The sequence below is a fragment of the Nonomuraea thailandensis genome, assembly GCF_024172165.1.
Lineage (GTDB): Bacteria > Actinomycetota > Actinomycetes > Streptosporangiales > Streptosporangiaceae > Nonomuraea > Nonomuraea thailandensis.
Genome location: NZ_JAMZEB010000002.1, coordinates 11,211,965 through 11,225,799, shown reverse-complemented (window position 1 = coordinate 11,225,799; position 13,835 = coordinate 11,211,965). Strand labels below are relative to the sequence as shown.

Here is a 13,835-nt window from a genome sequence, read left to right as displayed (position 1 = left end):
GGGCAGGAATATTTTCGGCAGACACGCCGATCGTCCGAAGATTTTCCTGCTAGGTGAAGCGGACACGCCCCTTCGGCCCGCCATTGTGGAACGCCAGGAGGAGAGCGTCCGCATTATCGGGGCTCCGGCCGAGCCTCTTGATCACTTCCTCCTTCTTCTCCACCCTGATCCGCCCGGTCGGGTCGGCGTCCCACTGCGGCTCCAGCAGCTGCGCCACGGTGGTGTCGCCGTTCTCCATCGCGCTCAGGTCCCAGCCGCGCCGCTCCGACAGGCCGCGGCCGACCTCCCACCAGATCTCCGCCCGCAGGTTGGCGAACCTGTCCGGCCTGCTCGCCTTCTCCCCCACGTTGACGCCGATGATCTGCACATTGCGCAGGGCCTTGTCGTTGCGCAGCTCGCCGATCACGCCGAACCCGACGCCGATCGAGTCAATCTTGACCTTCGTGGCGCCGGTCTCCCGGATCGCCATCTTGATCAGCGGCGCGATCTCCTCCGGCCGGTCGGTGTGCTTACGCCACTCCCGGCCGGCCACCATGCCGCGCCGCTCACGGACGACCGTCTCGTCCGAGCCGCCGCCGACGTCGACGCCCAGCTCGACCGGCAGCAGCTGCTCGGCCGGGCGCGGCTCGTCCCTGCCGATCCGGCACGCCGCCACGTCGCTGCCCCGGACGACCTGCCACTCGGAGTCCTCGGAGAACTCCCCCTCGACCTTGGCCTTGTACAGCGGGTTGTCCTCGCCCCACTCCCGCCGCTTCTCCTCGACCCACTCCTTGCCGACCAGGGCCTTAGCCACCTCGCGCGGGATCGGCTCGCCGGTCAGGTTCGGCGAGTCGTACGCGGAGATCTTGATGACGTGCCAGCCCGACCCGGGCCGGCACACCTTCCGGAACTCCGACGCGGGGTTGTCGGGGTTGCCAATCGCGAGCATCCGGCAGTCCTCGTTGGTCGTCAGCGCGTCGGCCGCCACCCACAGCTGCGCCGGCACCCCGCACGCCTCGTCCAGGATCACCAGCACGTAGCGGGCGTGAATCCCCTGGAACGCGGACTCGTCGTGATCGGACGGCTTGCGACCGAACGCCACGATCTCGTCGTCCAGCCACCACTCGGTCTGATTGACCCGGCCAGGCAGCCCGGCGGCCTTGTGGATGCGGCGGATGTACCGCCAGAGGATCGCCCGCACCTGCGCGTACGTGGGCGCTGTGGTGACGACGAACGCCTGCCCGGGCGGGTGCGTGTCCAGCCACCACGAGGCCGCCAGCGACGCCGTGTGGGACTTGCCGACGCCGTGGCCGGACTGCACCGCGGTGCGCCGGTTGTCGCGGACGGACTCCAGGACCTCGCGCTGCTTTGACCAGACGATCTGCTTGAGCCGCCGCCGCACCCACCCCACTGGGTCACGGGCGTACTTCCGGGCCCGCTCGGCGAGCCGCTTGCGGTCCACCGCGGACTTGAGCTGACGCTGCACCGCGCGCAGCCGCCGGGTGTCGCCGGCACGCACCAGCTCGTCCACGCTGGCCGCGATGCGGGCCAGGTCAGGCGGGCTCGTCACCGCGGCCGTCCGGGCCGGGCTCGTCGGCCTGGCCCTCCTCGTCGTCCAGGTCCTCGTCCTCGTCGCCGGTGACGAGCGCGGCGATCAGGTCCCGGATCTCCTCGCCCAGGTTCTGCGCGTCGATCGAGACGCGCTGCGGGGCCTTCAGGCCGAGCAGGTCGGACACCTGCGTCTCGATCTTCAGGAGCCGGTCGATCGCCTGCAACTTCGGCATGTCATCTTCCAGAGGAGTTCCTCCCCGGGTGAGCCGTACGACCCTGCCCTGGGAGACGACGTAGTGCGTGTTGCGGAGGACCTCGCGGGCATGCCGGGCGTACTCGTCGAGCCGCATCAGCGCCAGCCGCCGGACGTCGTCGGCAGGCTCTTGGAGGGTGTCGCGCAGGGCACGCTGGACGGCGTCGTAGGCGGTGTGCACGTCCACGCCGAGCTCGGCGGCGATCTGCCGGTAGCTCATGTTCTGGGCGCGCAGGCGGCACGCCTCGGCATCCCGCTTGGCCGTCTCAGGGTCGCGGTCGAAGCGGCCGTTGCCGTCTCGTGTTGGGCCGGTCATGGGGTTGGGCCGGTGCCTGCGCTCATGTCTCTAATGTGCCCCCGATCAAGAGGTCCGGGGCCACACCGCGGAAGCAGCGATGCGTTTCTTGGGCCTACGCTCCTCATCGTGACCTCAACCGACCACATTCGCGCTCTCATCGCCAAGGCCCTGGACGAGTTCGAGGAGCGTCCCCTGGGAGCGACCATCAGGCGAGTCGTCCGCATCGCCAACCTGGTGGGCGACGTGCCGACGGCGATCCGTTTCTCCCACGAGCTCAGGGACATCGGAGCCGACAGGGCGAGCAACAAGCGGGACGTACAGCGCCTCATGACGGATCCCAGCACCTGGGCTGATCCCTCCGGGCCCGCCAGCATGGCGCTGGATGGGTTCATGGCCGATCGACGTCGAGCTCCCGGCACCGAGGATGACAAGATCTACGCCCACTCAGTCGAACATATGGACTATCTCGACCGGGTCTTCGAGAACATCGGCGACGCCAACATGGGGAACCGTGAGTGGTCGGAGCAGTTCCACATGCAGAGCAGGCTCAACGAAATCCGCGGCACAATCCGGTACCGGGCCTTCATGGCCCTGTGCGGCTGGGAGCGTCAGCTGAGCTATCAGGGCGTCCACGAACGGATCTTCTCGGCGCAGCGAGCCAGAGTTGATCAACTGCTGGCCGAGAGCGCTCCTCACCTCGTGGATATGTTCAACGCGGCGTTCAGGAGGCTCGCGGAGGCGGCAGACGGGCAGGCGGGTGTCGTGGTCACCGAGGAGCTCTCTCAGGCCGTCACCTCCTGCCGAAGGATCTTCAAGGCCGTCGCTGACCACGTCTACCCACCCGAGGCCGGCGCGCTGAACGAGCAGGGAGCGAAGCTGGACGATCCCGCGTATCGCAACCGGCTGAAGGAGTTCATCAAGCAGGCTGTCGAGAGCGACAGCTTCGCTGCCACCATCGGCGCCATGATCGCAGGCGTCTACGAGCGGTTCGCAGCGCTCGACAGGCTCTCCAGCAGGGGCGTCCACGCCGAACTGGCGCTGGAGGAAGCGGAATGGTGTGCCCTCAACGCCTACTTGGTCTGCGGCGAGATCCTCCGGATCCATGAGAAGAGCGCGCCGGAAATCTCCTCGTGATCACGTGGTTATCGTGATGCTCGAGTAGCTGCAGGGCCTGCTGTCGCGGTCATCGATCTGGTTGCTGGGTGTTGTCAGGTCAGGTCTCGGATGCGTCCTTGCGTGGTCGGCCGCCGCCGGCGCCTTGGCCTGGGCGTTTCCAGCTGGTGATCGTGGCGGGCCGCCAGACGGGTGTGCGGCCGATCATGTGGTCTTCGGGTGGCAGGTCTCCGCGGGTTCGGTAGGTGTGCACGCTGCGGAGCTTGATGCCGAGGTGCTCGGCGATATCTGCCATGGTCCAGTAGTCGGCGTCAACGTCAGCCATACAAGGATTATGGCTGCGGCCAGCGCCCCTCGTACCAGTGATCCTGTTCACGGCGTAGCCTCCGGACATGCCTGAGGGCCGGAAGCGAGTCGGTGGGACGATGTCCCGGTCGCGTCTCCGGCCCTCAGGGGCTTGGTGGGCTCAGTTCGAGCGGCGGTAGTGCTGGTCTTCGGGCTTGTCGTTCTCGGCGTGGTGCTCGATCCAGGCGGCGGCGAGGTCGGGCCGCCCCATCTCTGCGATGAGGTCGGCCATAGCTTCGGCTTCGGAGCAGGCCAGCCCGGGGCCGACCTCGCTGGCCAGGTAGCCGTTCCATGCGTCGAGGAAGGTGGCCACGGTCACGTCTGAGAGGATCATTAGGTTCCCCCGGTCGGCCGGGGGCGGCCAGTGCGGGGCCGCCCCCGGTGGTGGTTCAGCGGCGGACCATCAGCATGAGCCGCTTGTGGGCCTTGGCCTTGAGCTCGTCGTCCGAGCCCTCCAGGAGGGCGGTCGCGCGGGCGATCTCTTCGGTCATGGAGCGGCCGGGGCGGCGCGGCGCGACGTGGTCGAGGTAGTCGGTGATGACCCGCTCCGCGGCGTAAGCCGTCTTGCCGAGCCGCTCGGACTCGTCGCGGAACATCGCGTCGAGGCGCTGGCGGCGCCGCTCGGCGGTGTTGCGGGTGCGGACGGGGGCGTCCTCGTCGACCGGCTTCCACAGGTCGTCGACCAGCATCCGGAAGGCGCGGATGGTGATGTCGGTCTGGGCGAGGGCGGTCTCCTCGGCTGCCCACTCCTCGTAGTAGGCGACGGTCAGGCCGAGGGTGCGGCGGGCCTCGTGGATGCGGTCGAGGGCGCTGGCGGTGTGGCGGACCTTCCAGGAGCTGGAGGCGTCGCGCATGGCGAACCGCTCGGTGTTGGCGCAGACGACCCGCCATGGGGTGACCAGGGCCTGGGCGGGGCTCTGGCCGTCGTGGCTGTTGAGCATGACGACGAACGGGATGATCTCGTCGTTGATGCCCTGCGGGTCGATCGTGACGGACTCGGGCAGGCGCATCGTGACGAACACCTTCTTGCCGTCGCGCAGGGCTCCGGCGGACTCCCAGATGACGTTGTGCTCCTGGACGAGGTCCTGGAGGAAGGTGAACAGATCCTTGTTCTGGATGGGGGTGTACTTGCTGCCGACGACGCCGAGCGGGGCGCCGGTGTCGGTGCGGACGGTGACGAAGTGGTCGGGCGCGGTGCGCAGCTGCGGAGTGACCTCGGCGTCGTTCATGAAGCTGTAGCGGACGGCCCGCTTCTCGACCTCGAAGCCGATCTTGCCGAGGCGGAGCACGTCATCAACGCTGCTGGTGCCGCCGGGGATGACCTCGCCGAGACCGTGCCATGCGGGGGTGGAGGTGTAGAGGGCGGCCTGCCCGGTGGTGGTGTCGAGCGCGTCGCGTCCGATGACCTCGCCAGCGTCGTAACCCGTGCCGGTCCAGCTGCCGTTGTCGCGGCGGACGCTGCCGAAGCGGGCCACCATGTCGCGACGGGACTCGTTGAACTGCTGGTTGACGTCGGTGGTCATGTTCCCCCCTAGAAACTTCGTTATGCTGACTACAACTAAGTATGGGATCGCACACCACGCTTGTCAACGTCAATACAACAAAGTTTCCGGAGGGCGCGGCGAAGCCGAAGACCCCGGCGCCTGAACTCAGGCGCCGGGGTCTTCTCAGTGATCGGGAGAACTCTGCTGGTCAGGGGAGCATCGGCGCGGCGTCCCAGCACGCCCGGCACGGGCCGCCGGCGGCGTCCTCGGTACGGCGGCCGCACCCCATGGGGCACACGTCGATCTCGTCCAGCACCTCGTCAGGCCACTCACCGCGGGCGACAGCCAGAGCCCGCTCCTTCAGCTCAGCCATCTCCTCGGGCGTCTCGGCCTCCCAGGTGATGGAGATCTCGTCGCCCTCGACGACGCGGGTCACCTTCACGGCGCACCCTCTCCTGCTCCTGCGTGTTCGGCCCTGGCCGCGTCGCAGGCCGCGTCGGCGGCGCGAGCCGCGTCAAGGTAGTACTGATTACGGGCTCTGCGAGCCTTATCCCACCGTGGCGCGTGCGAGACGTCGCCGGAGTTGGATCTTCGCCACTTCTTCCATGAGCACGGCGTGCCGATCTCGGCGCCGCAGCTACGGCAGGGAAAGTCTGTGTCCTCAGGCTTTCGGTGGCTTGCCATGTATGCGGCCTTGGCCCTCTCCCAGACCGCACCTTCGTCGTAGATCGGCTTATTTGTCATGTCAGAACCCCATCTGCTCGGCGCGGCCGGTGGTCGCCCCTTCCTTGTCATCCGATGTCATTGGCACCGCCGAGCTCGTCGACGACCCACGGCATCGCCAGGCCGTCGCGTACGTCGTCGGCCGGCGAGCGGCCGTCGTCGGGGTAGGGAGCTTGCCGGTGCCGCGTCTCCGGTTTGAAGTGAGAGGACTTCGGGTCGCAGCCGGCGATCCAGCGGGTGAAGGCGGCGGCCTCGTCGGTGTGGCGGTCCAGCGAGTCGCCGTCAAGGACGTACAGCGTCCGTACGTCTCGGCGTAGGCGCTCGTCGAACCGAACCTCCTGCGCGCCCTCGTAGACGCCATAGCCCATGATGTCGAAGCAGGACATGCGGGCCGCCCGGCCGCACACCAGGGCGGGCTCGATGTGGTCGAAGAACAACCACATCTGGGGGAGGGTGCCGGCCATGCCGACCGCGTAGCCGCGGCGGACTCTGTGGCTGTCGGTGTGCCTGGCGCGCGGCAGCATCGCGACCTCGTGGATGTGGTCGTAGTTCGCCTGCTCGCTGGTGTACGCCCGTCCCGAGCATTCAGGACATGTTGGAGCGGTCATGGTTCTCCCTGCTGTTGGGGTCGGTCGGAGGGAGGAGGGGGCTCCATCCTGCCGACGGCGCGCGTCGGCCGCCGGGGTTTTCCGGGGTTGATGCGGCACCCCGCACACGCGACCGTGGGTAGCCGGTGCTCGTGCTGGTGGTGCCGCATTGTCGCGTACTCGATCTGCAGTGGGAGGGGCTACTGGGCGAAGACCTCGGCTTCCGCCTTGTCCGCCTGAGCGAGCAGACGGCTGAGGTCCTCCGGGCGGAGGGTGACGTTCATCCGATCGGACCCGCACCAGATGGTCACCTCGATGCCGTAGCCCATGGTGTGGGCCGTGGCGGCGGCTGCCGCCAGGCGCTCCTTGTCGGCGGGCCATGCCGCGCGGCCGGTCATGCGCAGCCGACCATCCTGCACATAGACGAAGACGATCTTGTACGGCTTGACAGACGGGAAGGTGGTCTCGCTCATGGTGCTGTTCTCTCCTGGTTGCTGTCGATCACTGCTCTTGGCCGGCGCGAGGTCCTCGACCGGTACACCGATGTGCCCGTATGGAGCACGGTCGACCATGGCCCAGCCGGTCTCGTCGATGGAGAAGACGCGGCCGGGCTCATCGATGAGGCGGGTGTCGCCGAAGTTGGCGAAGCGGGCAGGTAGCAACGCCATGTCACCGACCCTGATCAACGGAGTCTCCTTGCCGGCTGACGGCGGCGTCGTCGGGCATGTACTCGCCGCGGGCGGCTACGGGCCTGCCACCGGAGTGGGAGCGGCACACGCGCTCCCACATCGTGGTGCTCGGGTACCAGCGCCACCCGACGCTGGGGGTACATCCCCAGGCACACGGCTGACCAGGGGCGGGGACGGGTGGGAGCGGCTTGCTGCTAGGCGTGGGTCTGGGCATGTGGGGCCTCCTGGTCGGGGTGGTGGCGGAGAACGCGCACGCGTTCGGGGTGGACGATGGGCGCCGCTTCAGGGCCGCGCCAGTGCGGGGCGATCCACTTCGGACGGTGCACTTCGCGGGAGGGGTACCACTGGTTGCGCCAGAAGCCGCGGACGGGGAAGCGGACGGAGAGCTTGCGCCCGCTGTCCTCGACGTCGTCGGCTCCGGCCTGCTCGGCCTCCGGGCTCGGCCCCTCCTCGCCCGGCTCGTAGCGGCGCGGCCGCGCATCCACGATCCGGATGTCGCCGGTCGGATAACCGGCGCGCTCCAGCTGGCGGCGCAGGCCGCGCCGGATCGGCTCTGGCCGCTCGTACACGAGCGGTTGCTGCATCAGCAGCAGCGTGGCGAGCACGTGCTTGGCCCAGAAGCTGGTGTAGCCGGGCTGGTCGGTCTCGGCCAGGCGCTCTTGAAGCTTCGCCTTGCCCGCCTCGTCGTCCGTCCCCGCGAACTGGATGCCGTACTCGTTGTCCGGCACCAGGCGCGCGTGTTCGGCGCGGAGGCCCTCGCGCGTCCGGTCGTCGATGGTCTTGGCGAGGATCTCGGCGCGGTTGCGGTAGAACGACATCCACACGCCGCCGTGCTTCCAATCGCCGGCCATGTCGAACGGTCCCCAAGTGCAGGCGGTGACGCCGATCTCTTCGCGTCCGTCGGTGGGGTCATAGGCCATGCGGCCGTCGATCATGACCGCCGCCAGCTCGGCCCGCTCGTACTCCACCAGCGGCGTCTCGTACACGATCATCCCCGCGGGCATGGGGAAGTCGTCGGCGTCGGGCGGGAAGGCGGGCATGTCGGCGGCCGCGGTCCGTACGATCTCGGTCATCTCTGCGGTGACGAAGTACAGCGTGGCGTTGGCCAGCGTCCGTGCTTCCTGCTCGCACAGCATCTCGGCCCAGGCGCGCATCATGCCGGGGTGCCCGTCCAGCTCCGGACGGCCCATCATCGTGCCGGCCTTGGTGGACATGCGGGCATGGAAGCGCAGGCCGCGCCCGTCGCGCAGCCACTCCAGCAGCTCCCGCCGTAGCGCGGGCACGTCGCCCGTTGTGAAGGTGTCGACGGTGGTCACGGCGTGTCCTGGCTGGGGCATGCGCACGCGGTGTGCACGGCGACGGCGGCGCCGCGCACCCACCCGGCGTCCTTGCGGTCGCACGGGTCGATGCCGACCGCGACCAGCGCGACGGGCTTGCCGTCGTGGCCGAGCGGGACGGGACAGGCCGGGCACGGATGGCCGTACAGCGGATGGTCCATGGCGAGGGTGCAGTCGTCGCGGACGATGTGCGGCGTGAAGTCGGCGGGTAGCCGCACGGGGATCATGTACATGAGGTCTCCTCGTGGGGGATGGTGAGCTGGCCGGGGATGTCCCGCCACCAGCGGACGGGGATCGTGAGCGGGATGACCAGGCGGCGGCGGGCCCGGTTGTAGGCGCGCCGGCACTTGTCGCCGCGGCGTCGGCCGTCAGGTCCTACGCGCAGGGACTCGGCGGCGCGGACGCGCCGGCCGCAGTCGTCGCAGCGCGGCACCCACCCGCGCCGTCCCTTGCGGCCCTGCAGGCGGCGGCGGGGCGTCCAGATCGTCAGCTGCCTGCTCATCCCGGCCCCTGGACGGCCAGGCAGAGGACCGCGAAGTATCCGACGAAGACGAGGACCACCAAGAGTGCCAGGAGACGCACCCTCACCGGGGCGCCCTCTCGCCGTTCACCGCCAGGTCGAGCTCGGCGAGCATCCGGCCGACGAGGTCGGCCCGCTCACCGGCGCGGTCCGCGCTCCACCCATCGGCGGTCTCGCGGATGCAGGCGGCCTCCTCCTTCCTGGACACCCAGGTCTCGCGGAGGGCGGCGAGACGCGACGCGGGCACGCCGTAGCGGGCGTTGTCGTGCTCGATGGCCAGTTGCAGCACGGTGCCGAGGTCGGCGACGGCCAGGCCCTCGGGGATGAGGTTGGCCACGCATTCGCCGTCCTGGCTGCCGGGGCAGCGTCCGCCCCGGTAGGGGCAGTTCATGACCAGGAAAGAGTGTTCGTCGACGTCGGCGTGCAACGTGTAGGCGCCGACGTCGCCCAGCTGCCGGTACAGCTCAGACCAGTGCCGGGTGCGCTCGATGGAGGGTTTGGGCTCGTCGTGGAAATGCGCTATCCGGACGAGGTCGGCGAGCTCGATCGTTGCGGTCCGCTGTGCCCTGTCGATGATGTTGGTGACGCACGCGGCACGGGTGATGTGACCGGTGCCGATCCCGTGGGGGCAGTGCAGGACCAGGAACGGGGTCTCTTCGACGAGCCGCTCGCCAGGGGTCAGGCGGTAGGCCGCCACAGCCCCGGGGAGCTGGGGTGCTACGAAGTTGATGTCGGTCATCGGGTCTTCCGGGGTTGAGCGCCGGGGAGTCCCGGCGCGGCTTCAGGTGAGGGCTTTGCGAAGTCGGCGCAGGAGCCGCGATATCGCTCCGCCGGGGGTGGCCGCGGTCATCTCCTCCGGGACGGGGTCTGCTCCGGCCGGAGCTGACCGCATGGCGGGCGGCCGGGGTGCCTGGACGGGATCCGCGGGCGGGGGCGCCTCACCGGCCGCGGCCCCGGTGGAGGACTGGTCCCCCAGGGAAGGAGTGGCCTTAGGGCCGGTCCGGGCCTGTGCCCGGAGGAGGCGCACCCTGGCTGTGCACTCGGCGCACTCGGGTGTGGTCAGGTAGGGCGGGAGGGCCTGCCAGCCGTCGGTGACCGGCAGCCCGCACACGGTCTCGTCGTCAGCCGACCCGTGGGCCACGACGTACCGTTCACCGGGTGCGTAGATCAGCCCGCTCATCGGCGCCGTCTCCTCCGGCCCGCGCGGCTCCGCTGGCGCGGCTCTAGGCGGACCACGTTCGACGGCATGCCCTTCGGGATCATGCCGGGCAGCTGCTCCTGCACGGCGGGCCGACCGGTGCAGGTGGCCACGTGCGGCCGGTACCGGTCCTCCCACCGCGCCAGCGGCCGGGCGTCGGCCCCGTCCAAGCTGCGCGACACCCACGAGCGGCTCACGACCCGGTAGCACGCCTGGTTGCCGTCCTCGGCCGGGTGCGCGTCGACGGCGAGCCGCTTGCCGGCGGCGGTGGTGGTCCACAGCACCGGCTGGCCGCAGTCGTTGCAGGGGCGCAGCTCGCTCGGCGCGGGGATCACCGCGGTCCTCCCGCGGCCGGCCGGGTGGGCAGGTGGAGGGCGCCCGCGGCGTCCTGGTCGCTCATGCGGCGCTCCTTTCGGCCGCTGCCAGGCAGGCGGCCCGTTCGTCGGGGTCAGCGCCGAGGTCGGCCAGAGCGCGCTCGATCGCCGCGGCGTCGACTTCGGTGGTGGTGTCGCTGGTCCAGGCGCAGGTGCAGATGGCCGGGTCGTTGGCGCAGGTGCGGCAGGTGTGGCCGAGCTCGGCGTCGCGTCGCAGGCGGGCGAGGGCGTAGCGCAGCTCGGGCACGTGCTGTTGGTCGGCGAAGCGGGCCTCGCCGATGACCATCGCGGCGTAGCTGGCGATGGCGTCGGGGCCGTAGCCGGTGTCGAGTGCTCGTTTCAGCAGGGCGGTGAGGGCCCAGCCGTAGCGGGCGCCGAGTAGCGGCCGGTAGCGCGGGATGCGGGCGAGGATCCCGGCGGGGGTGTGTGCTCTTAAGGGCGATGATCTTCCGGGTTGCGCCGGAGGCGCCGGGGTGGCGCGCTCGGTACGGGCGTCAGGGTCGCCTACGGCGAGAACCCGGGATTTGTGAACTCCTCTCGTACCCCTTGATGTACTCACTACGTACTCCACCCCAACCGTTGGGGTCCAACGCTCCAGCGGTTGGGGTTCAACGCCCCAGCGGTTGGGGTTCAACGCCCCAGCGGTTGGGGTCGAACACTGTTCGGTAGGAGGGTTATCCACAGGCTCGTCACCCTCGTTGAACCCCAATGGTTGGGGTTCAACGTCCGGCTGCTCCCCCTCCGGCAGCGCTCCCGAAGCCGCCGGCACACCCCCGTGCAGCACGCACGGCCCTGCCCCGGGAGTGTCCGTGCCACGGCCCGCCCGCCGCGTGCACACGCCGCCCTTCTTGGTCGGCCGGCCGCACTTCGACACAGGCGCACGGTCGCATGGGTGCCGGTCATCGCCCGGCCACGCGAGCCGGTACACGTTCGGGTGCCGGCGGCGGCGCACCACGACCAGCCAGCCCTCAGCCTCCAGGTCCTCCACGGCCGCGGCCGCGGTCGTCTCCGACAGGCTGCAGTCGTCCGCGAGAGACGCGATGCTCGGGTTGCAATGCTTACGCTCGCGGCCGACCGTGTGCACGTACAGCCGCTGCGCGACGTCCACCCGGGAGGCGTCCCATCCTCGCCGGGAGTAGATCAGCAGGATCCACTGCAAGCCGCGGTCGATGCCCAGCTGCGCACGGCTCAGGTAGTCGGCAGCCCACGCGGGCGCCGGGCCATCGTCCACCGGGACTCCTTCGCCCGGTTGTTCCTCACTCACATACGCCTCACTTCAGGGTGGTCTCGGTCACTCCGTCCGGGGCGGGATCTGTCTTCGCCTGTGCAGCGCAGCCCACCAGCGCACGGCCGCGCCGCACCGGCAGCACCGCACATCGCGGATGCGGCCGGTGCTGACGTTCAACTCAGGCGTCATGCGGCCAGGGGGACCACGTCGCGGGCTCGGACGGTGTCACGCCACTGCGGGTTCTCACCGTGAGGCTGCAGGCGGTCCCACAGCACGTACACGACGGCCTCGCCACGCAAGGTGCCCAGGCCGGTGATGGTGCCGTAGCCGTTGTTGCCGACGATGCGCTGGCCGGTCCGGCGGCCGATCGTGATCATGTCCGGTCCTCTCCGATCAGGTCGCTGAGCATGCGGTTGCGCTGCTCCAGCGCGGTCGCTTTATCTGCCGCCGTCCGCATGGCCTCCTCGGCCAGCTGCGCCCGGCTGCGCCAGTGGTCACGCTGTCTGCGCAGGGAGCGGATACAGGCCTGCTGGCGCCGGTCCCTGCACCACCACCACGCCGCGTTGCCTGCGGCGGTGGCGACCAGGATGGAGACAAGGAGGGTGGCGGCCATCAGGGCGCTTCCCCTTCCACCCGCACGACACCCGCCTCCTGCTCGGCCGCGGCCTCGGGTGCGTCGGATGCCTCGTCCAGGCGACCGGTGGTGTTGTTCAGCCGCCACTGGTCGTGCAGGTCGGTGCGGCACAGCGCGCACAGCGGGCCATGGCAAGTGCCCAGGCCACACTCACTGCAGTCCGCGGTCGTGGCGCTGGGTGCTACGACGACGTCCGCGTTGCGAGCCTTCACGCACGTGCCGCACATCCCCTCGGGCATGGCCTCGCCCGGCTCGATCTTGATCGGCGCCTCGGGGATGACCGCGAGCTCGCCGCACGCGGTCTGCGCGAGCTCGCCCGGCCGCGGCGAGGCCATGAGCCAGGCGGGCATCGCGAACAGGTGCCGGACATCGAGCGCGGCAGTCGCGTACGGGCTGTAGGAGTTGGGCTCGACCCGGGTCACGGGGCCTTCACCGCCTCGCAGGTGTGGTCGTCCCGGGCCGACGTCAGCTGGGCCAGGTCCTGGCCGTGCTCGACGTACACGAGGTGAGCTCCGCAGCCGGAACAGCGCACGTAGGTGTACACGCTCTCGGCGTCGATGTGGGCGAGCGTCCCGGCTGGCCGCTTCGTGGCCAGCCCACGGGCGATCCAGACGGTCATGACTGCGGACGTCACCGCCAGCACCAGCAGCACGGCGAACCGCGTGGTCCGCGCGTCTTCAGCGGCGAACAGATCGTTTGCCGTCCAGCCGAACGCGACGACGCAGACGCCGAGCCAGAACGAAGGCTTGTGCAAGCGGTTCATGAGGCGACACCGTCCTGCTTCGCCTCCTGTGCCTGGGCGCTCCGGCCGCCGGCGACGACCAGCGGTTCCAGGTTGTCGGCGTGGCCGTTGACGATCCGTGCCAAGTTGCGCAACGCCCGCCGGGCCGCCAGCAGCTCGTGGACGGCGTCGGCGTGGTCCTGGACAGGCATCTGGCCATCGCTGTCGCCGACGGTGATGGACCTCAGCAGGCCGAAGGCGTCCATCAGGGCGAGCTGCGCGTTGCCGATCTCCTCGGCCGCCAGGTTCGCGGTGCGCGCGTCCTCGGCGAGCGCGTTGGCGTCCATCACGCCCGCACCTCAGCAGGTGCCGGAGCCTCAGCGAGCAGCCCTGCGAGCAGTTCGACGCATGCCGTGCACAGGTCGACGCCGAACGGGTTGGGCATCCAGGCGCAGCCGCCCTCGCAGGCATGGTCCTCGATGCATCCGCACAAGACGCAGGAGGCCACGCCGTTGCGCTCCAGCTCGATCCTTTCGGCGTACACGGCCCACAGCGCGTGCAGGCGGTCCGGCGGCATGCCGGCCGTCAGGGTCTTGTGCGCTTTGTCCCTCAGCAGGAGGGCGGCCTTCAGCGCGTTGTCGGACGTGAGGGGCCCTGCCGGGCCGGGCTCGTCGAGGACGTAGTCCAGGAGGTGGAAGACGGCGTTGGCCTCGCCGATCGTGAGCGACATCAGGTTCTCCTTGCGGTATCAGGTCAAGAGGGGTGCCGACCGCCGGTCACAGCGCTCAGCCGTAGCGGCCG

General features: G+C 69.8%; 22 protein-coding genes. 1 reads left to right on the top strand and 21 read right to left on the bottom strand.

Annotated features, from left to right (window positions below):
* Positions 1-49: 49 nt before the first annotated feature.
* Together HD597_RS56175 and HD597_RS56170 are read right to left on the bottom strand one after the other, a co-directional pair.
* Positions 50-1,549, bottom strand: a complete 1,500-nt coding sequence (locus tag HD597_RS56175; protein ID WP_253756575.1) for a hypothetical protein — start codon at positions 1,547-1,549, stop codon at positions 50-52.
* Positions 1,533-2,099, bottom strand: a complete 567-nt coding sequence (locus tag HD597_RS56170) for a hypothetical protein (RefSeq protein ID WP_253756573.1) — start codon at positions 2,097-2,099, stop codon at positions 1,533-1,535. The genes HD597_RS56175 and HD597_RS56170 overlap by 17 nt, the downstream gene beginning before the upstream one ends.
* Before the next feature lie 108 nt (positions 2,100-2,207).
* On the opposite strand from HD597_RS56170, the gene HD597_RS56165 reads away from it, so the two are divergent.
* Positions 2,208-3,215 carry a hypothetical protein gene (locus tag HD597_RS56165; RefSeq protein WP_253756571.1) on the top strand — a complete coding sequence of 336 codons (1,008 nt, stop codon included), beginning with the start codon at positions 2,208-2,210 and terminating at the stop codon, positions 3,213-3,215.
* A gap of 79 nt (positions 3,216-3,294) precedes the next feature.
* Here HD597_RS56165 and HD597_RS56160 read toward each other — a convergent pair whose 3' ends face one another.
* The 19 genes from HD597_RS56160 to HD597_RS56070 all read right to left on the bottom strand — a co-directional run bounded on the left by HD597_RS56160 (position 3,295) and on the right by HD597_RS56070 (position 13,764).
* Positions 3,295-3,519 carry a helix-turn-helix transcriptional regulator gene (locus tag HD597_RS56160; RefSeq protein WP_253756569.1) on the bottom strand — a complete coding sequence of 75 codons (225 nt, stop codon included), beginning with the start codon at positions 3,517-3,519 and terminating at the stop codon, positions 3,295-3,297.
* 141 nt (positions 3,520-3,660) lie between these two features.
* Positions 3,661-3,858: a hypothetical protein gene (locus tag HD597_RS56155; protein WP_253756567.1), complete on the bottom strand. Its 198-nt coding sequence runs from the start codon at positions 3,856-3,858 to the stop codon at positions 3,661-3,663.
* Between the two features lie 70 nt (positions 3,859-3,928).
* Positions 3,929-5,062 carry a DUF932 domain-containing protein gene (locus HD597_RS56150; RefSeq protein ID WP_253756565.1) on the bottom strand — a complete coding sequence of 378 codons (1,134 nt, stop codon included), beginning with the start codon at positions 5,060-5,062 and terminating at the stop codon, positions 3,929-3,931.
* Between the two features lie 169 nt (positions 5,063-5,231).
* The gene (locus HD597_RS56145; protein ID WP_253756563.1) at positions 5,232-5,465 is read right to left on the bottom strand and encodes a hypothetical protein; all 234 of its coding nucleotides are present in this window, start codon (positions 5,463-5,465) and stop codon (positions 5,232-5,234) included.
* A 349-nt stretch (positions 5,466-5,814) separates the two neighbouring features.
* Positions 5,815-6,354, bottom strand: coding sequence for a hypothetical protein (locus tag HD597_RS56140; RefSeq protein WP_253756561.1), 540 nt, complete (start codon positions 6,352-6,354; stop codon positions 5,815-5,817).
* 179 nt (positions 6,355-6,533) lie between these two features.
* Complete coding sequence (locus HD597_RS56135) at positions 6,534-7,019, bottom strand: hypothetical protein (RefSeq protein WP_253756559.1); 486 nt, start codon at positions 7,017-7,019, stop codon at positions 6,534-6,536.
* Between the two features lie 197 nt (positions 7,020-7,216).
* Positions 7,217-8,338 carry a hypothetical protein gene (locus HD597_RS56130; protein WP_253756557.1) on the bottom strand — a complete coding sequence of 374 codons (1,122 nt, stop codon included), beginning with the start codon at positions 8,336-8,338 and terminating at the stop codon, positions 7,217-7,219.
* Positions 8,335-8,592, bottom strand: a complete 258-nt coding sequence (locus tag HD597_RS56125; RefSeq protein WP_253756555.1) for a hypothetical protein — start codon at positions 8,590-8,592, stop codon at positions 8,335-8,337. Before HD597_RS56125 ends, HD597_RS56130 begins: the two co-directional genes overlap by 4 nt.
* Positions 8,583-8,861 (bottom strand): hypothetical protein, encoded by a 279-nt coding sequence (locus HD597_RS56120; RefSeq protein ID WP_253756553.1) that lies wholly within the window; start codon positions 8,859-8,861, stop codon positions 8,583-8,585. The genes HD597_RS56125 and HD597_RS56120 overlap by 10 nt, the downstream gene beginning before the upstream one ends.
* Positions 8,862-8,943: 82 nt before the next feature.
* Entirely contained in the window at positions 8,944-9,618 is a 675-nt protein-coding gene (locus tag HD597_RS56115; protein WP_253756551.1) for a hypothetical protein, read from the bottom strand.
* A 42-nt stretch (positions 9,619-9,660) separates the two neighbouring features.
* On the bottom strand, positions 9,661-10,059 hold the full coding sequence (locus HD597_RS56110; RefSeq protein ID WP_253756549.1) for a hypothetical protein: 399 nt from the start codon (positions 10,057-10,059) through the stop codon (positions 9,661-9,663).
* Complete coding sequence (locus HD597_RS56105; RefSeq protein WP_253756548.1) at positions 10,056-10,412, bottom strand: hypothetical protein; 357 nt, start codon at positions 10,410-10,412, stop codon at positions 10,056-10,058. Before HD597_RS56105 ends, HD597_RS56110 begins: the two co-directional genes overlap by 4 nt.
* 61 nt (positions 10,413-10,473) lie before the next feature.
* Positions 10,474-11,682 (bottom strand): helix-turn-helix domain-containing protein, encoded by a 1,209-nt coding sequence (locus HD597_RS56100; RefSeq protein WP_253756546.1) that lies wholly within the window; start codon positions 11,680-11,682, stop codon positions 10,474-10,476.
* A 182-nt stretch (positions 11,683-11,864) separates the two neighbouring features.
* Positions 11,865-12,056 (bottom strand): hypothetical protein, encoded by a 192-nt coding sequence (locus HD597_RS56095; RefSeq protein WP_253756544.1) that lies wholly within the window; start codon positions 12,054-12,056, stop codon positions 11,865-11,867.
* A complete protein-coding gene (locus HD597_RS56090; RefSeq protein ID WP_253756542.1) occupies positions 12,053-12,292 on the bottom strand; it encodes a hypothetical protein in 240 nt (79 codons plus the stop codon). The genes HD597_RS56095 and HD597_RS56090 overlap by 4 nt, the downstream gene beginning before the upstream one ends.
* The gene (locus tag HD597_RS56085; RefSeq protein WP_253756540.1) at positions 12,292-12,735 is read right to left on the bottom strand and encodes a hypothetical protein; all 444 of its coding nucleotides are present in this window, start codon (positions 12,733-12,735) and stop codon (positions 12,292-12,294) included. The genes HD597_RS56090 and HD597_RS56085 overlap by 1 nt, the downstream gene beginning before the upstream one ends.
* On the bottom strand, positions 12,732-13,076 hold the full coding sequence (locus HD597_RS56080) for a hypothetical protein (protein ID WP_253756538.1): 345 nt from the start codon (positions 13,074-13,076) through the stop codon (positions 12,732-12,734). The genes HD597_RS56085 and HD597_RS56080 overlap by 4 nt, the downstream gene beginning before the upstream one ends.
* A complete protein-coding gene (locus HD597_RS56075) occupies positions 13,073-13,384 on the bottom strand; it encodes a hypothetical protein (RefSeq protein ID WP_253756536.1) in 312 nt (103 codons plus the stop codon). The genes HD597_RS56080 and HD597_RS56075 overlap by 4 nt, the downstream gene beginning before the upstream one ends.
* Complete coding sequence (locus tag HD597_RS56070) at positions 13,381-13,764, bottom strand: hypothetical protein (protein ID WP_253756534.1); 384 nt, start codon at positions 13,762-13,764, stop codon at positions 13,381-13,383. Before HD597_RS56070 ends, HD597_RS56075 begins: the two co-directional genes overlap by 4 nt.
* Between the last annotated feature and the right edge of the window lie 71 nt (positions 13,765-13,835).